The sequence below is a fragment of the Devosia beringensis genome, from assembly GCF_014926585.1.
GTDB classification, from domain to species: domain Bacteria; phylum Pseudomonadota; class Alphaproteobacteria; order Rhizobiales; family Devosiaceae; genus Devosia; species Devosia beringensis.
Map to the genome: position 1 here is coordinate 1,082,659 of NZ_CP045422.1, position 20,634 is coordinate 1,103,292.

General features: G+C 62.8%; 21 protein-coding genes. 5 read left to right on the forward strand and 16 right to left on the reverse strand.

Features of this window, described 5'->3' with window-relative positions; all coding sequences use genetic code 11:
* The first annotated feature begins 168 nt into the window (after positions 1–168).
* A complete protein-coding gene (locus GDR53_RS05285; protein WP_193337036.1) occupies positions 169–939 on the forward strand; it encodes a tetratricopeptide repeat protein in 771 nt (256 codons plus the stop codon).
* Positions 940–1,003: 64 nt separating this feature from the next.
* Here the strand turns inward: GDR53_RS05285 and GDR53_RS05290 are convergent, their stop codons facing one another.
* The 8 genes from GDR53_RS05290 to GDR53_RS05325 all read right to left on the reverse strand — a co-directional run bounded on the left by GDR53_RS05290 (position 1,004) and on the right by GDR53_RS05325 (position 9,340).
* Positions 1,004–2,008, reverse strand: a complete 1,005-nt coding sequence (locus GDR53_RS05290) for a type II secretion system F family protein (protein ID WP_332872413.1) — start codon at positions 2,006–2,008, stop codon at positions 1,004–1,006.
* An 18-nt stretch (positions 2,009–2,026) separates the two neighbouring features.
* Complete coding sequence (locus tag GDR53_RS05295) at positions 2,027–3,004, reverse strand: type II secretion system F family protein (RefSeq protein WP_193337037.1); 978 nt, start codon at positions 3,002–3,004, stop codon at positions 2,027–2,029.
* A gap of 2 nt (positions 3,005–3,006) precedes the next feature.
* A complete protein-coding gene (locus GDR53_RS05300) occupies positions 3,007–4,500 on the reverse strand; it encodes a CpaF family protein (protein ID WP_232846787.1) in 1,494 nt (497 codons plus the stop codon).
* 34 nt (positions 4,501–4,534) lie between these two features.
* Positions 4,535–5,806, reverse strand: coding sequence for an AAA family ATPase (locus GDR53_RS05305; RefSeq protein WP_193337038.1), 1,272 nt, complete (start codon positions 5,804–5,806; stop codon positions 4,535–4,537).
* Positions 5,807–5,944: 138 nt separating this feature from the next.
* Complete coding sequence (locus GDR53_RS05310; RefSeq protein ID WP_193337039.1) at positions 5,945–7,369, reverse strand: type II and III secretion system protein family protein; 1,425 nt, start codon at positions 7,367–7,369, stop codon at positions 5,945–5,947.
* A 12-nt stretch (positions 7,370–7,381) separates the two neighbouring features.
* Complete coding sequence (gene cpaB / locus GDR53_RS05315; protein ID WP_193337040.1) at positions 7,382–8,317, reverse strand: Flp pilus assembly protein CpaB; 936 nt, start codon at positions 8,315–8,317, stop codon at positions 7,382–7,384.
* Between the two features lie 205 nt (positions 8,318–8,522).
* Positions 8,523–9,041, reverse strand: a complete 519-nt coding sequence (locus GDR53_RS05320) for an A24 family peptidase (protein WP_193337041.1) — start codon at positions 9,039–9,041, stop codon at positions 8,523–8,525.
* Between the two features lie 119 nt (positions 9,042–9,160).
* The gene (locus GDR53_RS05325) at positions 9,161–9,340 is read right to left on the reverse strand and encodes a Flp family type IVb pilin (RefSeq protein WP_193337042.1); all 180 of its coding nucleotides are present in this window, start codon (positions 9,338–9,340) and stop codon (positions 9,161–9,163) included.
* Positions 9,341–9,724: 384 nt separating this feature from the next.
* On the opposite strand from GDR53_RS05325, the gene GDR53_RS05330 reads away from it, so the two are divergent.
* From GDR53_RS05330 to GDR53_RS05345, 4 genes are all read left to right on the forward strand, one after another.
* On the forward strand, positions 9,725–10,177 hold the full coding sequence (locus GDR53_RS05330) for a pilus assembly protein N-terminal domain-containing protein (protein WP_193337043.1): 453 nt from the start codon (positions 9,725–9,727) through the stop codon (positions 10,175–10,177).
* 123 nt (positions 10,178–10,300) lie between these two features.
* Positions 10,301–10,870 (forward strand): TadE/TadG family type IV pilus assembly protein, encoded by a 570-nt coding sequence (locus GDR53_RS05335; protein ID WP_193337044.1) that lies wholly within the window; start codon positions 10,301–10,303, stop codon positions 10,868–10,870.
* On the forward strand, positions 10,870–11,442 hold the full coding sequence (locus GDR53_RS05340; protein WP_193337045.1) for a TadE/TadG family type IV pilus assembly protein: 573 nt from the start codon (positions 10,870–10,872) through the stop codon (positions 11,440–11,442). The genes GDR53_RS05335 and GDR53_RS05340 overlap by 1 nt, the downstream gene beginning before the upstream one ends.
* A 74-nt stretch (positions 11,443–11,516) precedes the next feature.
* Positions 11,517–12,137, forward strand: coding sequence for an HAD family hydrolase (locus GDR53_RS05345; RefSeq protein WP_193337046.1), 621 nt, complete (start codon positions 11,517–11,519; stop codon positions 12,135–12,137).
* 45 nt (positions 12,138–12,182) lie between these two features.
* On the opposite strand, the gene GDR53_RS05350 is transcribed toward GDR53_RS05345, so the two are convergent.
* The 8 genes from GDR53_RS05350 to GDR53_RS05385 all read right to left on the reverse strand — a co-directional run bounded on the left by GDR53_RS05350 (position 12,183) and on the right by GDR53_RS05385 (position 20,611).
* The gene (locus GDR53_RS05350) at positions 12,183–12,578 is read right to left on the reverse strand and encodes a VOC family protein (protein WP_193337047.1); all 396 of its coding nucleotides are present in this window, start codon (positions 12,576–12,578) and stop codon (positions 12,183–12,185) included.
* Between the two features lie 157 nt (positions 12,579–12,735).
* Positions 12,736–13,377, reverse strand: coding sequence for a uracil phosphoribosyltransferase (gene upp / locus GDR53_RS05355; protein WP_193337048.1), 642 nt, complete (start codon positions 13,375–13,377; stop codon positions 12,736–12,738).
* 24 nt (positions 13,378–13,401) lie between these two features.
* Positions 13,402–14,619 carry a phosphopentomutase gene (locus GDR53_RS05360; protein WP_193337049.1) on the reverse strand — a complete coding sequence of 406 codons (1,218 nt, stop codon included), beginning with the start codon at positions 14,617–14,619 and terminating at the stop codon, positions 13,402–13,404.
* Between the two features lie 3 nt (positions 14,620–14,622).
* Positions 14,623–15,957, reverse strand: a complete 1,335-nt coding sequence (deoA, locus tag GDR53_RS05365) for a thymidine phosphorylase (RefSeq protein ID WP_193337050.1) — start codon at positions 15,955–15,957, stop codon at positions 14,623–14,625.
* A gap of 30 nt (positions 15,958–15,987) precedes the next feature.
* On the reverse strand, positions 15,988–18,354 hold the full coding sequence (locus tag GDR53_RS05370) for an aldehyde dehydrogenase family protein (RefSeq protein ID WP_193337051.1): 2,367 nt from the start codon (positions 18,352–18,354) through the stop codon (positions 15,988–15,990).
* Between the two features lie 54 nt (positions 18,355–18,408).
* Complete coding sequence (deoC, locus tag GDR53_RS05375) at positions 18,409–19,413, reverse strand: deoxyribose-phosphate aldolase (protein WP_193337052.1); 1,005 nt, start codon at positions 19,411–19,413, stop codon at positions 18,409–18,411.
* On the reverse strand, positions 19,410–20,204 hold the full coding sequence (locus tag GDR53_RS05380) for a purine-nucleoside phosphorylase (RefSeq protein WP_193337053.1): 795 nt from the start codon (positions 20,202–20,204) through the stop codon (positions 19,410–19,412). Before GDR53_RS05380 ends, deoC begins: the two co-directional genes overlap by 4 nt.
* Positions 20,201–20,611: a cytidine deaminase gene (locus tag GDR53_RS05385; protein WP_193337054.1), complete on the reverse strand. Its 411-nt coding sequence runs from the start codon at positions 20,609–20,611 to the stop codon at positions 20,201–20,203. Before GDR53_RS05385 ends, GDR53_RS05380 begins: the two co-directional genes overlap by 4 nt.
* Positions 20,612–20,634: the final 23 nt, after the last annotated feature.

Consider the following 20,634-nt stretch of genomic DNA (forward strand, 5'->3'; position numbering starts at 1 on the left):
CGTCCCTGCCCTATTGCAGGTCGCCATGGCCCCCGCCGCCGCCCACCTTAACGGGGTGTTAGGGTTAATGATCTATGTCTGTGAGGGATTGGGCACGAGCCCGAAACTGACGATCGCGCGGTGCTAGCGGCAAGACCTTGCCCGCTTCATCCGCGCCGGGAGCCGCCCTTGACGTTCCGCTATTCCCGCGCCCGCCTCCTGCGAAACCTGCTGCTGGCAGGCGTGGCTGTTGTCGCGCTGGGTGGCTGTGCCATCAACCGCACCAGTTCCCCGTCCCCCGACTATGCGGGCATGTCCGCCGGCCAGAGCCAGGCCACGCTGGGTGAACTGACGGGTCGCTACAAGGCCAATCCGCGCGACAAGGGCAATATCATCCACTATGCGGCTGCCCTGCGGGCGGCGGGACAGTCCGGCCAGGCGGTATCGGTGCTTGAGCTGGGTATCCAGACCTATCCCGGCGACGTCGACATTTCAGTGGGCTACGCCAAGGCCCTGACGGCCGATGGCCGCTTCGAGCAATCGCTGGCGGTGCTGGACAATGTGATCCGGCTCGATGCGCCCGACTGGAATGCCTTGCTGGTCAAGGGGGCAACACTGGACCAGATGGGTCGCAATGGCGAAGCGCGCCAGCTCTACATCCAGGCGCTGACCATCGCCCCCGGCGAGGCCTCGATAGAGGCCAATATGGGGCTGAGCTATGCCATGACCAATGAGTTGGGCACGGCAGAACAGCATTTGCGCCGGGCCGTGCAGATGCGCGGCGCCAGCAGCCAGATCCGGCAGAACCTGGCGCTGATTGTCGGGCTGCAGGGTCGGTTCGATGAATCGCGCGCGCTCTATGCCGCCGAACTGCCACCCGATCAGGTCGAGAACAACATGACCTATGTCCGCGCCCTGCTCACCCAGCAGAACCGCTGGGACGCCATCGCCAAGAGCTGACAACACAGATCGCGCCGCCGCCCAGCAAGGCCGTCCCGCGGGGCGGCCTTTGTCATTTCTGGGGCTAGCCGCCGGCGACGCCACCCGGGCCAAAGACCTTGATCATGGCGGGCGAGATGATGACGATGAACAGCACGGGCAGGAAGAACAGGATCAGCGGCACGGTGAGCTTGGGCGGCAAAGCTGCCGCCTTCTTCTCGGCGTCCATCATGCGCTGCTCGCGACCTTCTTCGGCCATGACGCGCAGTGCCTGGCCGACCGAGGTGCCATAGCGATCGGCCTGGATCAGCGCCGTCATCACCGATTTGACGCCATCGAGCCCGGTGCGGCGGCCGAGGTTTTCATAGGCGCGGCCGCGATCCTCGAGAAAGGCCAGTTCGGCCGTGGTCAAAGCCAGTTCTTCGGCCAGTTCAGGACTCTGCTGGCCGATTTCGCGGCCGACCCGCTTGAAGGCGTGCTCCATGGACATGCCTGATTCCACGCAGAGCAGCATCAGATCGAGACAATCGGGCCAGGCGCGGCGGATCGAGAACTGCCGCTTGTCCGTGCTGTTCTTGAGCATGACGACGGGCAAAAAGGAGCCCACCAGGCCGGCACCGACCGCATAGGCCAGGTTGAGGTAGAGCGGGCGCTCGGCCGGGGCTAGGACCAGCAGGTAGACGGCCGCCACCAGGAAGATGGCAATAGGGGTGGACAGGCGCATGAACAGGAATGTGGTCAGATGCCCCTGGCCGCGAAAGCCGGCCATGGCCAGCTTGTCGAGGGTGGCGTCGTCCTGGAAGGCCTTCTTGAGGTCGAGCCTTTCGACAACGCTCTTCATATAGGTCTTGGTTTCACCGGACCGCCGGATGCCCCGCCCCTCGACAATGGCGCCACCATTGCCGCGCAACCGGGCCATTTCTTCGGCGCGCATCTTCTCGCGCTCGAGGGCGACGCGCTTGATGCGGTCCTTCATCTCGGATTTGACGATGAAGCTGGAGCCGAAGGTGAACACCACGGCTGCCATGGAGATGGCCGCGAGGACGGCAATCATGAAGTCGCGCTGGGCCAGAAGGTCAAAGATCATCATTGCTGGGTTCCTGGCCGATCAATAGTCGAACTTGACCATCTTGCTCATCACGAAAATACCGGCGCAGAGCATGGCTATGCCAATGCCCAGCCAGACATTGCCCAAGGGCGTCATAAACAGCGGCGCCAGATAGGTCGGCGAGGTCAGGCTCACCAGAATGCCCACGACAAAGGGCAGCGAACCGATGATGCCAGCCGAGGCCTTGGCCTCCGAGCTCATCGCCTTGATCTTCTGCTTCATCTTCTTGCGGTTGCGCAGCACCTTGGCCAGGTTGCTCAGCGCTTCGCTGAGGTTGCCGCCGGCCTGCTGCTGCACCGTGATGACGACGACGAAGAAGTTGACCTCGGGTAGTGGCACGCGGTCGAGCAGCACGGCGACCGCATCGGTCATGCCCATGCCGACGGCCTGCTGGTCGAGTACCCGGGCAAATTCGGATTTGACCGGCTCCTTGGCATCCTTGGCCACCACGCGCATGGAATCGTTGAGCGGCAGACCGGTCTTGACGCCGCGGACGATGGCCTCGACGGCATTGGGCAGTTCGTCGAGGAACCTGTCCTGATATTTGCGGCGCTTGCGGCTGACATACATGCGCGGCAGCAGATAGCCGGCGGCGACGGCAAAGATCGGCGCGAAGTAGAGCGGCACCTGCACGACGATCAGCAGCAGGAAGACAAGGGTCCCGAAAATGACGCTGTTGCGGACGAAAGCGGCCGGCTTGATGGTCATGCCGGCCTGGAACAGCAACTGCTTGAGCGTGACGCGCTTCTTCTGGTTGAGGGCAGCGGTCTGACTCTTGAGGGTCTGCTGCAGTTCCTTGCGGCGCTGGTCGCGGTTGCGTGCGGCATTCTCTTCCAGCCGGTTGACCCGGACGTCGCCCTTGAAGGTTTTGAGGCGCTGCTGTGCCCGACCACCGCCCAGCGCCGCCGGCGCCAAGGCAAAGCCTAGCGCCGCGACGACGATCATGGCCAGCAATGCAATGCCGATGGGGCCGAGCATGGTCAGGAGCCCATCAGTTCGTGCTGTTCGACATTGGACTTCTCGAGCGCTTCGACCAGGTTGGCTTCCTCGTTGAAGTAGCGGGCGCGCTCGGCAAATTGCGGCTTGGTGATGCCGGTGGAGCGATGCCGGCCCACCAGCATGCCATTGGCGTCTTCGCCCATGATATCGTAGAGGAAAATATCCTGCGTCACGATCACGTCGCCTTCCATGCCGAGCACTTCGGTGATGTGGGTGATGCGGCGCGAACCGTCGCGCAGGCGGGCGGCCTGGACCACCACGTCGATCGATGAGGTGATCATCTCGCGGATGGTCCGGCTGGGCAGGCTATAGCCGCCCATGGTGATCATGGATTCCAGACGGGCCAGGGCTTCGCGCGGGCTGTTGGCATGCAGCGTACCCATGGAGCCGTCATGGCCGGTATTCATGGCCTGAAGCAGGTCGAAGCTCTCGGGGCCACGCACTTCGCCGACGATGATGCGTTCGGGCCGCATGCGCAGGCAGTTCTTGATCAGATCGCGCATGGTGATCTCGCCCTCGCCCTCAAGATTGGGCGGGCGAGTTTCGAGCCGCACCACGTGGGGCTGCTGGAGCTGAAGCTCTGCCGAGTCCTCGCAGGTGATGACGCGCTCGTCCTTCTCGATGAAGGCGGTCAAGCAGTTGAGCAGCGTGGTCTTGCCCGAGCCGGTACCGCCCGAAATCAGCACATTGGCGCGTACCTTGCCCAGGATGCGCAGCACTTCGGCGCCTTCGGGAGAGATCGAGTTGTACTTGACCAGCTGCTGGAGGGTCAGCTTGTCCTTCTTGAACTTGCGGATGGTGAGCGCGGCGCCATCGATGGCGAGCGGCGGGGCGATGACGTTGACGCGGCTGCCGTCGGGCAGGCGCGCATCGCAGATGGGCGAGCTTTCATCGACGCGCCGGCCCACCTGGCTGACGATGCGCTGGCAGACATTCATCAGATGCGCATCATCGCGGAAGCGGACATTGGTCAGCCGCACCTTGCCGTTGACCTCGATGTAGCAACGCTGGCTGCCATTGACCATGATGTCGGCGATGTCGTCGCGGGCCAGCAGCGGCTCGAGCGGGCCATAGCCCAGCACGTCGTTGCAGATGTCTTCAAGCAGGTCTTCCTGCTCGGAAATCGACATGATGATGGATTTGAGCGCGATGATTTCGGCGACGATGTCGCGGATTTCCTCGCGCGCCGCCACCTGTTCCATGGTGGCGAGCTGGCTGAGATCGATGGAATCGATCAGGGCGTTGAAAATGGCCGACTTGGTGTGGAAATACTCCTTGTCGCGTGCGGCATCGGCGGGCGCGCGGACATCGACGACCTCTTCATTGCTGCGAATGCGGGCGGCCATGCCATCGGTATCGCTGCCGCGGCGCGCCATCGGCGCCGGCTCGGCGCGGGGCGGCGGGCTCTGCACCGGGCGCGCGATTTCGCCGACGCCAGGGGTGTTGCCGCCAAAACTGGTGCGCTTGCCAAACATAGTCATCTCACCATTTCAGGCTGCCGCAGCGCGGTCAGGCCCGCTTCTTGAGGAACGAGGGTAGCTTGATCAGGCTCGATGACTTGCCCCCGACATGGGCAGCCTGACGACCCGTCACATGCATGCCGATGGCACGATAGACGTCGTTGATCTTGTTGTTGGCGGCGACCTCTGCGATCATCTGGCCATTATTGGCGGCGGTGCCGAACAGGGCCGCATCAAAAGCCAGCTGACCGATCAGCTCGCATTCGACCGAGGCGGCAAATTCGCCGGAATTGATCTCGGGGCGGCGCGGCAGGCCGACCTTGTTGAGCACCAGCGATGGGGGGGCCTCGGTGGGCCGCAAGGCCTTGATGGTATCGGCGAGGTTTTTGGCATTGCGCAGATTGGCGAGGTCCGGCTCAGCCACGATCACCACTTCATCGATGGTTGCCAGCGTGTGGCGGATCCAGGCATTCCAGGCGTGCGGAATATCCAGGATCACCACGGGCATGGTGTTCTGGCACATGTCGAGGATCTGCTCGAACTGGCGCTCCTCGAAATCGAAGGTGTGGTCGAGCGTCACCGGTGCGGTCAGCAGGTTGATGTGGCTGGCAGCCTTGCTCATCAGGCGGTCCAGCATGGTCTGGTCGACCTTCTGGTTGGCGGTGACGGCATCGGCCAGGCCGTGCGGCGGATCCTGGTTGAAGTTGAGACCGGCGGTGCCGAAGGGCAGATCCATGTCGAGGATCAGACAGTCCTGGCGCAAAGCCGTGGCAATGGCCCAGGTGACATTGTGCGCCACGGTGGAGCCGCCGGCGCCGCCCTTGGCCGAGACAAAGCCGATGGTGCGACCGATCGGGGCGGCATTTTCGGAAGCGAACAGCTCGGTGATCGCCGAGACGATCTGGCTGGCCGTGGCCGGCAGCACGATATATTCCGAGATGCCGGAACGCACCAGTTCGCGATAGAGCAACACGTCATTGACGTGGCCGAGCAGGACCACCCGGGTCGAAGAATCGCACACCTCGGCAAGCCTTTCGAGCGCCGCTGGGATGAGCTCGGGCGAAAGCGTGCTCTCGACGATGATGAGGTTGGGGGTCGGGTTGGACTTGTAGGTCTCGATCGCCCCGTCGATGCCGCCATTGTGGGTGGTCAGCGCCACCTTGGACATGCGGCGATCATGGATGGCGCTCTCGACCAGCTGGGCGGTCTGGGAGTGTTCGCAAAAGGCCTGGATGGTGATGCGGGGAATCAGCCGCGCGCCGGCAGCGATATCGGCCGCCGGTTCGTCGGTCTTCCTGGTATCGGGGGTGAGAAAACTCATGAAACCTAATCTCCTTGACCGGGGCCGGTACGCTGCCCCTCAAGCCAGTGGCCCTTGGACAACGTCCTCGGGCCGGCTTGCACTAATCTGTTGTCGCCCGGCGCATGGTGGACAGGTTCTGTCACCGCGCGCCCGGCACTAGTCGAGCACGAAGCCGACCGAACCCGATATGCTGCCACGCATCTCGCCGGTCTGGCCAACGCCATACATGTTCTCCAGCCGGCCGAGAAAGATCGACTCCGCATCGGTGGCTACGCTTGAGGCATCAGTCGGCACCGGGATGGCATTGGCCGGGCTGGGCGCCACCAGATAGGGGGTGACCAGGATGACCAGTTCAGTCTGCTCGGTCTGGAAATCGCGGGACCGGAACAGGACACCGAGGATCGGAATGTCGCCAAGCCAGGGGAACTGCTCGATCTGCTGGCTGGACTTTTCTTCCAGCAGTCCGCCGATCGACAGTGTCGTGCCGCTGGGCAGTTCCACAGAGGTATTGGCTTCGCGCTTGGTGATCGAGCCATTTGCCTGCGGTTCGGAGACCGAGGTCTCCACCTTCAGGCTGATGGTGCCGTTGGATTTGACCACCGGGGTGAACCCCAGCTCGACGCCATAGGGCTTGAACAGGACCGTGCGGGTGCGGGTGCCGTTGTCCTCTTCGGCAAAGGTGTAATAGGGCATTTCGCCACCGGCGAGGAATGTGGCAGCCTCGCCTGAAATGGCGGTAAGGGTTGGCTGGGCCAGCACCCGCAGAGCGCCGCGGCCTTCAAGGGCGCGAATGGCGGCACTAACCGAATTGCCGCCGCTGCTGAAGCTTGCATCGACGCCATCGAGCGGGAAGGCATCGGTCAGCAGGCCGTTGGCGAACTGCAACAAGTTGGTGGTTCCCACATTGAAAGCCGCCCCCAGATTGATACCAAGCTGCTTGGCGATGGTCCGTTTCACTTCGGACACGGTGACCTGAAGCATGACCTGCTGGGCGCCGGAAACGTCGAGAATATTGGCCACGTTCTCAACGCCACCGGCAAACTGCACGGCAACTTCGGTGGCGCGGGCACGGTCTTCACCGGAAAGCACATTGCCGGTCAGGACAACGCGGTTGGTGTCACTGCCCAGCGTGACCGATTCGACGCGTATATTGGACCCCGGAATGATGCGGGCCAGCGCAATCTGCAGGGCGTTGCCAACCTGAGACGGTTGCTCAATGACGTTCACGTCCAGCACGGCAATGGTGCGGCCCATGTCATCGAGAAAGAAGATATTGGTATCACCGCCCGTCATGCCCTGCACGATCGCGCGGGTCCGGCTGCGCATGATGGCTGCGGCCACATTGGGTTGGGACACGATGACCTCGGCCGCGCCGGCCGGCAGATCGACCAGTACGGTCTTGTTGATCTGCACCTCAAGCTGGCGGGTAGCGCCATAGGCGGCGGCCGAAATGGTCACATGGGTTTCACTGGCAGCAGCGGGAGCAGCGCCGAAACCGGCGACGGCCAGCACGGCGAACACAGCGGGGGCGATGAGCTGGTGGACGGCGCGGCGGCCGAGGTGGTGCAAAAAGTTCGTCATGTTGTTCTCCACCTACTGCACCATCGGCCCGGCCGGTGCCCCGCCGACTTCGCTGGACGGCACCGCCCCGCCGGTCGGGCTGCTCGGCATGCTCATGCTGGTCGGCTCAAGCATTGGCGCCTGACCGGTGCTGCCAGCCAGCACGCTCTGCTCCTTGCCGAAGCGGAAGACGCGAATGGCCTGGTTGTTGCCCGGCCGCTGCGTGCTGGCATCCTCGGCAAAATCGGCCACCGAGCGCAGGGTCAGCGACAGCTGTCCCTGGGTGGTGGCGTTGATCAGCGTTTCGGCCTGGCTGGGGTCAAGCTCGAGCGTGGCAATGGTCGTATCGTCAAACGTCACGGCCTGCGGCGCGCCGCCGGCGGCAAGCTGTTCGTCGGTCTGTCCACCGCTGGCGCCAAGCTCGCCGAGGCGCTTGCCGATGGCCAGGATGCGCACATTGGCCAGAATGACGTCCGAGCGCTCGCCCGCCGCGCTCTGGGTGGTCAGGACAACATCGACATGGTCATTGGGCACGATGAAGCCGCCGGCGCTGGATACGGCGCTGACGCCGACCGAGACGCCGCGCATGCCGGGCTGGAGCACAGCCGAAAGATAACCTTGGTCGGTGGTGACCAACTTGGCCTGGCGAATAGGCTCGCCGGCGAAAAACTCAAAGCGCGCCACGGCGCCGGTCAGCTCGGCTGGCGCATCGGGCATGGCGTCGATGGTCACATAGTCGGCCCGCAGGGCGCCTTGCGGCCATTCCTGCCATTCCAGCGTCTCCACTTTGAGCCGCTCGCCCATGCCGATAGGAGCACTGGCGACCAGGATCTGCGTCTTGGCCTCAGGGACGATTTCGGTAACGGATTGGGGTGTGGGGGCCGGGCCGCCGCCTCGGGTCACCAGAAAAGCAGCCAGGCCACCGGCAACCAGGGCTACAAGCAACAGGATGATACGCGCCGGCTTCATGACTCACTCCGGTTGTACTCAGGACGCTGGCGCCCAACTCGACCGGCTGAACCTTGCACCCAAAGGGTCAAAGTTTGGTTAATCGGAGCTTTGCAGAACCGGTTAACAATTTGTGAAATCCGACAAAATTGGTGTCTACGCCGCTGCTGTATCGAGATAGTAAAAACGCCTGATTGAGGCGGTCTACACTATGGCTGAACTGCAATCAGGCGGCCAGGCGCTCGAATATAGTGGAATTGGAATAGGTCAGCAGGCCGGCAATGGCCAGGGCGATGCCATAGGGCACGCCGGACTTGGGGTTGTGCAGACGTTCCAGCCAGCCGTAGCGCGCCAATACCGGCATCAGCGGCAGATTGCGAAGCCCCAGAATGACCAGGGTCAGTGCGCCGCCGAGCAGGGCTGCATAGGCCAGAAAAGGCGTGGCCAGGCCAAACCCCAGCCACAGCGCGGTGGCCGCGGCCAGTTTGGCGTCACCGCCGCCGATCCAGCCCATGGCAAAAAAGCTGAAGCCGGCTACCAGCACCACAAAGCCGCAAGCCATATGCATAGCCAGGACATCGAGGGGCAGCTGTATTGCGATGGCAATGCCGAAGAAAGCAGCGACCAGCAGCAGCACCAGCTTGTTGGAGATGGTCATGGTCAGTAGGTCGGAAGCCGCCGCCAGAGCCATGCCGGCCGGAAACAGCAGCAATCCGATAGTCGGCAGCAATGCGAACGTCGACATGCCCCGCACGCCCCACAGATTGATCGGTGACGTGGTGAAATCTGCCGCCGAAGGGTTAACAAACAAGAAAGGGGACCGCTGATGCGGCCCCCTGATTCATGCTTGCAGCGATAAACTCGTTAGATCGAGTTCGTCGAGGTATCCAGCTTGCCGGAAATGCCGGTGAACAGGTCACCAAGGCTGTTGCCGAGAGCGGAAGCGGCAACAATGATGCCGACAGAGATCAGAGCGGCGATCAGGCCGTATTCAATTGCGGTCGCGCCGGACTCGTCCTGCGCGAAGCGTGCGAAGAGGTTCATTCCCAGACTCCATTTATACGTCATCAAGAGACGCCATCGTTCGACACGTTAGACATCGAACATGACGCAAAGCTATGCCGCACTTCTTGAAAATACGTTAACCGGAAGCCGACAACGTCCAAAATCTCCAGCAAATTCAATATAGTTACTGAATTTATAAGCATATCATTTGCATTTTAATAACATGATTGCCAATCGGTTTTTACTGTCAACTTTCCTCACCAAAATTGTTCCAACTGCAATTTCATTCCTTGCAGTAAATCTTTCTAATTGCGCTCATTCTACTTCTATTGGCTAACGTCATTCTGAGACGCCACGTTTGCCAAATATTCACCATTCGCGCGGAAAATGGCGCTATCGAGTACCTGTACCGCCGGAACCGCCATGCGTACCCACCAAGCCGTCTTTGCCCTTTGCCTGTCTCTCGCCAGCGGTCTTGGCATGGCTCCGGTCGCCGCCCAGGATGGCGCGCCGATCAATGTCAATGTGAACATGGCTCGGGTCCTTCGCATCAATGCCTCGGCCGCGACCGTTATCGTGGGTAATCCGGGCATTGCCGATGTCACGATCCAGGACCCGAAAACGCTGATCCTGACGGGCAAGAGTTTCGGCCAGACCAATCTGATCGTGCTGGACAATGCCGGCAATCCGATTGCCGACACCATCATCGAAGTGGTGCAGATGCAGGCCGGCGTCACAACTGTCTATCAGGGGCAGGCCCGTACCAGCATCGCCTGCGCGCCGGTGTGCCAGAACATCATCATGATGGGCGATGATCCGGCCTTTTCTGGCCAAGCCGTGGCTTCGTCCAGCATCATGAGCTCGATGGGCAACTAGGCCGACGGCCGGTGTTAACCCGCCATTAACCGCGCGGGCAGTTGACGGAACGTTTGCACCTGCTCCTAACCATCAGTTAGCCCCGCGCGGCTAGCCTTGCCCCATTGCAACAAGGCACAGCTGATGGCCACTGGATTGGGATCATTGATCGGACGGGCGCTGTTCGGCCAGGGGCGGCGGCGCTTCCTGCGCGATCAGCGTGGCGCCACGGCCGTCGAATTCGGTCTCCTGGCTTTGCCCTTTTTTGCCATTATCGGCGCCATTCTCGAAACCTCGGTTGTATTCCTGTCCGGTCAGGTGCTGGAAAGCGCCGTGCAGGATACCAGCCGCTATATTCGCACCGGGCAGGCCCAGGGCGTCATCGTAACGGCAGCCGACTTCAAGGCCCAGGTGTGCAGTCGCCTCTACGGCATGTTCGGCGATTGCAGCGGCCTGCATGTCGAGGTGCAGACCATCAACGATTTCAACACGATGCCCATATCCGCGCCCGTCGACTGGAATTGCGTCAGCAATTGCCAGTGGAACAGGCCGGAGACCTATACCATTGGGGCGGGCTCAAGCATCGTGGTGGTGCAGGTCTATTACAAGTGGCCCATCATCCTGTCGCTGGGCGACATGACCCTGGCCAATCTGCCCGAACAGAAACGACTGCTGGCAACCGCCACCGTGTTCCGCAACGAGCCCTATAGTTGATGGGGATGCGTGCCACATGGCGCCATTGGGCGCGGTCGTTCAAACGCGCGGAGAGCGGCGTCGCCGCCGTGGAATTCGCGCTGATCCTGCCCATCATGCTAATGCTCTATGTCGGCATGGTGGAGGGTAGCGCCCTGATTTCCATGGACCGCAAGGTGCAGACGGTTTCGGGCGCCGTGGGCGATCTGGTGGCCCGCTCCAACGGCGCCATCAGCATCGGTACGCTGGACAATTACGTCAAGATCGCCAGCGGCATCATGACACCGTACCCCACCAGCGACCTGGTGCAGATCGTGACGCAGGTTCATGTCGATACTGCGGGCAAAGCCACCGTGGACTGGTCGCAGCGCTATGTGGGACAGGTCCGTCAGAGCACGGGCGCCCATACCAAGGGCGCCGTCTATCCCCTGCCAGCCCAAGTCGTGGCCATTGCCAAGGGGGAATATGTCATCGTCACCGAGAGCGGCCTGGCCTATACGCCACTCTACGGCATCATCTTTGACTCGGCGGTCAACCTCTACCGCGAAAACTTCTTCATGCCGCGCTTCCGCGAGCCGATACTGCTCAACTAGGGCCGCGGCCTTGCACCGCTCCGGGCTGCATGGCACAAGCCGGATCAAGATCCCTCTTTTCCGGCAGATTCAGCATGACCGATACGCTCGTCCCCGTATTCGACCTTGGCGGCGTTTTCGTCGACTGGAACCCGATGTACCTGTTCCGCAAGCTCTTCGAGACCGAAGAGGACGCGGTATGGTTCCAGCAGAACATCTGCACGCTCGACTGGAACCTCGAATTCGACGCCGGCGAAATCTATTCCGAAGGCGTTGCCAAGCTGATTACCCGCTTTCCCAAATACTGGCGGGAAATCCAGGCCTATGACCTGCGCTGGAAGGAAACGCTGGGCGGCTTCATCCAGGGCACGATCGACATCCATGACGAGCTGATCGAGCAGGAGGTCCCGACCTTCGCCATCACCAACTTCTCCTGGGAGAAATGGGTGAGTTGCCTCGGCGAATGGCCGTTCCTGGAAAAGTTCGACGGCGTGATCGTCTCGGGCCTTGAGGGCCTGGTAAAACCCGATCCACGGCTCTATCGCGTCTTCAGTGAGCGCTATGGCATCGCCGGCGAAAACTGCGTCTTCATTGATGACAGCGAGCCCAATATCATCTCTGCCCGCAAGTTCGGCATGCATGGCATCCACTTCAAGGATCCCATCCAGCTGCGCCAGGAACTGATCACCCTGGGCCTGCCGCTCAAGGCGAAATAGAATAAACAAAACCCCGGAGCGATCCGGGGTTTTTCGTTTCCGGCTTCAGCCGAAGCGGCCACCGCGCTGGATGACCTCGATCTGGTAACCGTCGGGATCGGCAATGAAGAAGAAGCGCCCCACCTGCACGTCGCCATTGTTGAAGTCGACCAGCTTGCGCGGGGCATAGCCGAGGCCGGTCAGCCTTGAGTGTTCGGCATCGAGATCATCCACCACCAAGGCGATATGGCCATAGCCGTCTCCCAGTGCGTAGGGCTCGCTACGGCCGTGGTTGATGGTCAGTTCGAGCTCGAAACCGCCGGTTTCGGCGGCGAGATACACCAGGGTGAAATCGGCAAAGACCAGCCGGTCGGCAATGCGAAGGCCAAAGGCCTGGGTGTAGAAATCGACGGAACGCGCCTCGTCGAGGACGCGGACCATGGAGTGGACGAGCTTGGCCATGAATTGAACTCTCAGTTGCCGTGGACGAGCGCAGCGAGGACCCCGCGCCTGGCTTTGGGCGCATAACGCGGCCATTCGAGCGCAGCTCTCATGGCCTTCTCAGCTCAAACCGCTCCACCGGAGCGGTTTGCCCCTAGGGACGGTTCGAAGAAGACTGCTATTTCGTGCCGTACATGCGGTCGCCGGCATCGCCCAGGCCCGGAATGATATAGCCTTTCTCGTTGAGCTTCTCATCGATGGCCGCGGTGAAGACGGGCACATCGGGATGGGCCTCAGTAAAACGCGCCACCCCTTCTGGGGCGGCAAGCAGGCACAGGAAACGGATATTGTTGGCGCCGCGCTCCTTGAGCTTTTCAATGGCGGCGGTGGCCGAATTGGCGGTGGCCAGCATGGGGTCGACGACAATGATCAGCCGGTCTTCCAGGTTTGACGGCGCCTTGAAGTAATATTCCACCGGCTGCAGCGTCTCGTGGTCGCGATAAAGGCCGATATGGGCGACGCGGGCGGCGGGCACCAGGTCGAGCATGCCATCGAGCAGGCCGTTGCCGGCGCGCAGGATCGAGGCGAACACCAGCTTCTTGCCCTTGATGGTGGGGCTGTCCATCCGCGCCATCGGCGTCTCGATGGAAACCATCTCCAGCTGTAGATCGCGCGTCACCTCATAGCACATCAGATGGGCGATCTCGCGCAGCAAGCGGCGGAAACCGGCGATCGAGGTCTCCTTGTTGCGCATGATGGTCAGCTTATGCTGGATCAGCGGGTGATCGATGACGGTTACATTGCCGCGCGCTGGAGTCATGGGATCGCCTGCTGCTGAGGGTTGTTAAAGGAAGCTCTTGCCGTGGCGGCCAGGTGCCAGACCGAGCCAATGGGCTATGCTCTCACCTATATCAGCGAAGGTGGAGCGAATGCCAATCTCTCCTGCGCCCAGGCTTGGGGAAAAGACCAGGATGGGGATCTGCTCACGCGTGTGATCGGTGCCTGACCAGGTCGGATCATTGCCATGGTCGGCGGTCAGAACCAGCAGATCATCGTGCCGCATGGCGGCGATCATCTCGGGTAGTCGGCTGTCGAAGAATTCGAGTGCAGCGGCATAGCCGGGTACGTCGCGACGGTGGCCGTATTCGCTGTCGAAGTCGACAAAATTGGTCATGATCATGGCCCTGTCAGCGGCCATCGTCATGGCATCGAGCGTCTTGTCGAACAGCTGGGTGAGGCCGGTGCCCTTGATCTTGTGGGTGACGCCATGGCCGGCATAAATGTCGGAGATCTTGCCGATGGCATAGACCTGATGACCGGCCGCCTGGTTACGGTCGAGCAGGGTCGGCTCGGGCGGGGCAATGGCGAAGTCGCGGCGATTGCCGGTGCGCTTGAAACTGGCAGCGTCCTCGCCAATGAAGGGCCGGGCAATGACGCGGCCGATCATCAATGGCGCGGTCAGCTCGAAGGCGATCTGGCAGATTTCATACAGGCGCTCGAGGCCAAAATGGCTTTCATGCGCGGCGATCTGGAACACGGAATCGATCGAGGTGTAACAAATCGGCTTTCCGGTCCGGATACTCTCTTCGCCCAGTTCGGCAATGATGGTGGTGCCCGAGGCGTGCTTGTCTCCCAGGATGCCGGGCAGCCCTGCCCGCTCGATGAATTGCGCGATCAGGTCGGGCGGAAAGGTTGGCTCGGTATGGGGGAAATAGCCCCAGTCGAACGGCACCGGCACGCCGGCAATTTCCCAATGACCGGATGGTGTATCCTTGCCATTGCTGACCTCGCGGCCGACCCCGAAGCGCCCGCCCTTGGGGGTAGCGGACAGGCCAGTGGGCAAGGTGCCCGTCGAGAGCTGGATCGCGGCGCCGATGCCCAAGGCATCCAGATTGGGCACGTGGAGGGGACCGCTGCGCAGACCGGCGCGATCGGCCTTGCCGGCATGGGCCCATTCGGCGATGTGGCCAAAGGTATTGGCGCCGACATCGCCGTACTTGTCGGCATCGGGGGCGCCGCCAATGCCGACGCTGTCGAGGATACACAGAATGGCGCGGGGCATGGGTCAGATCTCCTGAGACGTGGCATAGGGCACGCTGTCGGGGATCAGCGCGTGCACGGGTGCCGCGGCGCCCAGCCGATAGGCGGCCTTGATCCGGCGTTCCGCATCGTCGGCACTGGCCGTATCGGCAGCGTGCAGCCGCGCGAGCGGGGTGTGCCCGTCAATCGTGGCGCCCAGGCCCACCAGGCGATCAAAGCCGACCCGGTGGTCAATGGCATCACTGGGCATGGTCCGACCACCGCCCAGCGCCACCACGGCCATGCCGACGCCGCGGGTATCAATCTCAGCAATCGTGCCCTCACCATCGGCGAACACGTCGCGAATGATCGGTGCGGCCGCCAGATAGGCGTCCGTCTTGTCCAGAAAGTCGCCCGGCCCGCCCAAAGCGTGCACCATGACGCCGAAGCGCTCGGTGGCGCGGCCGCTATTGAGCGCGGCTTCGGCCAGCAGGCGGCCGGCTTCGACGGTGCCGGCAACCCCGGTCATTTCCGCCAGCACGGCACAGAGCGACAGGGTTACTTCCTTTAGGCGCGGATCCTGGTGGCGGCCAGTAAGGAAGTTGACGGCATTGCGCATTTCAAGGCCATTGCCGGCGGCGCTGGCCAGGGGCTCATTCATGTCGGTGATCAGCGCCCCGGTCTTCAGCCCGGCGCCATTGGCCACCTCGACGAGGCTGCGCGCGAGTTCGCGCGAGCGGTCCAGCGTCGGCATGAAGGCGCCCGAGCCGGTCTTGACGTCCAGGATCAGCGCGCCGAGCCCGGCGGCCAGCTTCTTGGAGAGGATCGAGGCGGTGATCAACGCGATCGATTCCACCGTACCGGTGACGTCGCGAATGGCGTAGAGTGCCTTGTCGGCGGGGGCAAGATCGGCGGTCTGGCCGATAATGGCGCAGCCGGCCTGGCGCACCACCCGGCGGAACAGGGCATTGTCGGGCTGGGTCTGATAGCCGGGAATGGCATCGAACTTGTCGAGTGTGCCGCCGGTATGGCCCAGGCCCCGGCCCGAGATCATCGGCACGAAAATGCCCATGGCGGCCAGGATCGGCGCCAGCATCAGGCTGACATTGTCACCGACGCCACCGGTCGAATGCTTGTCGGCCACCGGCCCGTCGAGATCGGACCAGTCGAGTACGGTGCCGCTGTCGCGCATGGCCAGCGTCAGCGCCACGCGCTCGGGCATGGTCATGTCCTGGAAATAGACCGCCATGGCAAAGGCCGCCGCCTGGGCATGCGAAACCGTGCCCTTGGCGAAGCCCGCAATGAAGGTGGCGATCTCGTCGGCGCTCAGGGCATGGCCATCGCGCTTGCGGGCGATGACTTCTTGGGGGAGGAAGACCATTGATCGGCTTTCTTTCTTTGGGCTGCCGGCTCAGGCTCCGTAGGGAATCCAGACATTCTTGACCTGGGTGGCCTTACTCAGGAAATAGCCGCCCTCAAAGCGCCGGTCGGCCAGATCGTAGTAGAGGCCGCGGCTGGTCCAGGTCTGCTTGAGGTTGGACGTGGAGGCCTTTTCGACCATGGTCGAGGCCTCGGCATTGCCGGCAAACCACAATCCGTCGACGCCGTCGTGCTCGGCCAGCGTCTTGGCCAGGGCCACGCTGTCGCCGGTGACGATATTGATGACGCCAGCGGGAACGTCCGAGGTTTCGATGACCTGATAGAGGTCTGTCAGCGAGAGCGGTGACTGGGCCGAGGGGACCAGGACCACCGTATTGCCCATGGCCAGCGCCGGGGCAATCAGCGCGATCGAGCCCAGCAGCGGCCGCGACGGCGGGGCGACAATGCCCATGACGCCGAGTGGCTCGATCATGGCCGCAGCCACGGCGCGCAGGGGCGGATTGTGCACCGCGCCATCATATTTGTCGGCCCAACCGGCAAAGGCGAAGAGGCGCTCGACCGACAGGTCGACTTCCTCGCCGCCATCATGGCCGGTCTGCAGCTTGATGCGGGCGGCAAATTCGTCGCGGCGGTAGTCGAGGTTCTCAGCGAGGAAATAGAGGATCTGGGCGCGGCTGTGCGCCGGCGTGGTGGACCAGCCGAGCGCGGCGCGGGCGGCTTCCACTGCGTTGCGGATGTCCTTGCGGTTGCCGTCGCCGACCTCGCCGATCAGTTCACCCTTGGGCCCAAGCACCGGACGCGAATAGCCGCTATCGGGCCGCGCCTGCTTGCCGCCGATATACATCTTTGCCGTCTGGTCGAGATGGCTGGCATCGAGCGGGTTGCCGGCCTTCGCCTCGACAGTTTTGGCAGCGGGCGCGAGCTTGAGATCCTTTTCCCAGGCCGGCTTGAGATAGGCGCTCATGCCCTCGCGGCCACCTTCGCGGCCGAAGCCGGATTCCTTGTAGCCACCAAAGCCGACCGCCGCGTCGAAATTATTGGTGCCGTTGATCCAGACCACGCCGGCCTTGATCTGCGGCGCGATGTCGAGCGCAAGGTTGATGTTCTCGCTCCAGATCGTGGCGGCGAGGCCATATTTGGTATTGTTGGCCAGGGCCACCGCCTCTTCGGGGGTGCGGAAGCTCATGGCGACGAGGACCGGCCCGAAGATCTCCTCGGCCACAAGCGTATTGGCGGGCGAGACATTGGTGACCAGAGCAGGCTTGAGAAAGCAGCCCTTGGCGGGCAATTGCCCATCGGGTTCGTAGATCATCGCGCCTTCGGCGGCGCCGCGTGCCATCAGGTCGCGGATGCGGGCGACCTGGACCGGGGCAATCATGGCGCCGATATCGACGGACTTGTCCATCGGATCGCCGACGCGCAGCGTCTGCATGCGGATCTTGAGCTTGGCGATGAACCGCTCCTCGATGCTCTCCTGCACCAGCAGGCGCGAACCGGCGCAGCAGACCTGCCCCTGGTTGAACCAGATGGCGTCGATCAGGCCCTCAATGGCGCTGTCGATATCGGCATCCTCAAAGACGATGTAGGGGCTCTTGCCGCCCAGTTCGAGGCTGAGCCCCTTGCCTGTGCCGGCGGTGACGGCGCGAATGGCCTTGCCCACTTCGGTCGAGCCGGTAAACGCAATCTTGTCGATGCCGGCGTGGGCAGTGATGGCCGCGCCGGTCTCGCCCGCGCCGGTGACGATATTGACCACGCCCTTGGGCAGGCCGACGCGCTGGCAGATTTCGGCAAAAAGCAAAGCCGTCAGCGAGGTGAACTCGGCGGGCTTGAGCACCACCGTATTGCCGGCGGCCAAAGCCGGGGCGATCTTCCAGGCCAGCATCAACAGCGGGAAGTTCCAGGGAATGATCTGGCCGCAGACGCCATAGGGCACGGCATCGGGGAATTCACGGGAGAGATGCTGAGCCCAGCCGGCATGGTGGTAGAAATGGCGTGCCACCAGCGGAATATCGATGTCGCGGCTTTCGCGGATCGGCTTGCCGTTGTCGAGGGTTTCGAGCACGGCGAAGAGGCGGGCATGCTTCTGCACGGCGCGGGCGATGGCATAGAGATATTTGCCGCGCGCATAGCCCGACAGCGCGCTCCAGCCCTTGAAGGCGGCGCGGGCGGCCTTGACGGCTGCGTCGACGTCTTCGGCCGTACCATCGGAAATCTGGGCCAAGCTCTCGCCGGTCGCCGGATTGTCCGAGGAAAAGGTCTTGCCGGGCTTGGTCCATTCGCCGTCGATGAAATGGCCGAAGCTGCGGTCATGGGCATCGAGCCAGGCATTGGCCTCGTCGGGGCCTTCGGGGGCCGGGCCGTAATCCAGCGACTGGAAGATTTGCGCGATCTTGTTCATGTGTGTTCCTCCGGGTCCGTGCAGCGGACCTCGTGGGTCGGCGGGCGATACGCCCTAAACCATCGGCTGACGATAGTCAGCGGCGTAGTGGCCGGTCAGCCCGTGCTCGAGCTGGCGTTCGATATCGGTCAGCAGGGTCGAGGCGCCGAAGCGGAACAGGTGCGGCTGCAGCCAGCCATTGCCCAGTTCCTCCTTCATCAGCGCCATATATTTGAGCGCATCGGCGGCCTTGGAAATGCCGCCGGCCGGCTTGTAGCCGATTTCGATGCCGGTCTCTTCGGCGAACCAGCGGATCATGCGGATCATGGTCAGGCTCGTCACCAGATTGGCATTGACCTTTTCCTTGCCCGTCGAGGTCTTGATGAAATCGGCGCCGGCCAGCATGCAGACCAGGCTCGCCTTGGCGATATTGCTCTGGGTGGCCAATTCGCCGGTGCCCAGGATGGTCTTGATATGGGCGTCGCCGCAGGCCTTGCGAAAGGCGCGGATCTGGTCGTAGAGCCCCTGCCAATCCTGGCGCAGCACCATGCCGCGTTCGATGACGATGTCGATTTCCTGGGCGCCGTCGGCGACCGAAAGCTCGATCTCGCGCAGCTTGGTTTCAAGCGGCGCCAAGCCGTGCGGAAAGGCCGTCGACACGGCAGCAACCGGAATGCCGGTGCCCTCGAGCGCCGTCACCGCGGTCTTGACGAAGTTGTGGTAGACGCAGACCGCGCCGGGCAGGATGCGTAGCTCGGGCACATCGAGGCGGTCGAGAATGTCCTGGCGCAGCGGATGGCGCGCCTTGGCACAGAGCCGCTCGACGCGGCCGGCCGTGTCGTCGGCATTGAGCGTGGTCAGGTCGATCAGGGTAATGGCCTTGAGCAGCCAGGCCAGCTGATAGTCCTTCTTGACGGTGCGGCGCGCGCCGATCGAGCCCGCGCGACGCTCCAGCGCCGAACGGTTCATGCGGACGCGTTCGACCCAGTCGAGATCGAGCGGAAAGCCGGGATTGCGCTTGTGCGGGCTGTGGGTTGATTGACCGCCCTGGGGCGTCTTGTCGATAACGCGTAAGCTCATAGCTCCTCCACCAGCGCCGGAATGAGCCTTTTCAGCTTCTGGGCGCCCTGTACTGCCATGGTCTTGGTATGCTCATGGCTGATGTTTTCGCTCGACAGGCCCGCGCCCATATTGGTGATGGACGAGCAGGCCCAGATCTTCATGCCCAGGAAACGCCCGAGAATGACTTCGGGCGCCGTCGACATGCCCACCGCATTGGCGCCGAGACGCACGGCCATCTGGATTTCGGCGACGGTCTCGAAGCTGGGGCCAGAATACCACAGATAGATGCCTACGCCGAGCTTGATGTCCATGCCCTCGGCCAGGCGCTGCGCCTTGGCCCGCAGGTCGGGATCATAGCAGTTGACCATGTTGACGAAGCGCCGGTCGGTGGCTTCGCCGATCAGCGGGTTCATGCCGGCATAGTTGATATGATCGCTCAGCACCATCAGGTCGCCGGGCTGGAAGCGCTCATCGAGCGAGCCGGCCGAATTGGTGAGCAACAGCTTTTCTGCCCCCAGCTCGGCCATGGCCTCGAGCGCCGGGCGCATGGCGGCGGCATTGCCGTGCTCATAGTAGTGCTCGCGGCCGGTCAGCACGGCGACGCGCTTGCCGCCCAGGGTGCCGATCAGCAAATCACGGCCATGGCCGGAGACGCCGCCGCCGGGAAAGCCCTTGAGTTCGGAAAAGGGAATGGTGACCTTGTCGGCCAGAAGGTCACCGATGGCCGACAGGCCCGAGCCCAGCACGATAGCCGCCGCAATCGGCTCCTTGCCGGCGATCTTGAGGATGGTCTTGCTGGCCTTGGTCATTTCGGCAAGTACTCCGGGCCGAAACTGTGCGGCAGCAGTTGATCGAGCGTACAGATCAGCGGCGCCCCATCGACGCCATGGGAAATGATCTCGACGTCGAGATCGGCAAATTCGCGGATGCGCTGGCGGCAGCCGCCACAGGGGGTGACCGGCATGGTGCCGGGACCGGTGACATAGATGCGCTTGATGCGCTTGGCGCCCCCGGCCAGCATGGCGGCGATGGCGCTGGGCTCGGCGCAATTGCCCACCGGATAGGCGGCGTTTTCGACATTGCAGCCGGTATAGATCTTGCCGTCATCGGCCAGGATCGCCGCCCCGACCTGAAAGCGGGAATAGGGTGCATAGGCCTTGGCCCGAATGGCTTCGGCGGCCAGGAACAGGTCCTGGTCCCTTGATGTGTCGGCCATGTGCAATCCTCTTTTCAGTTGAC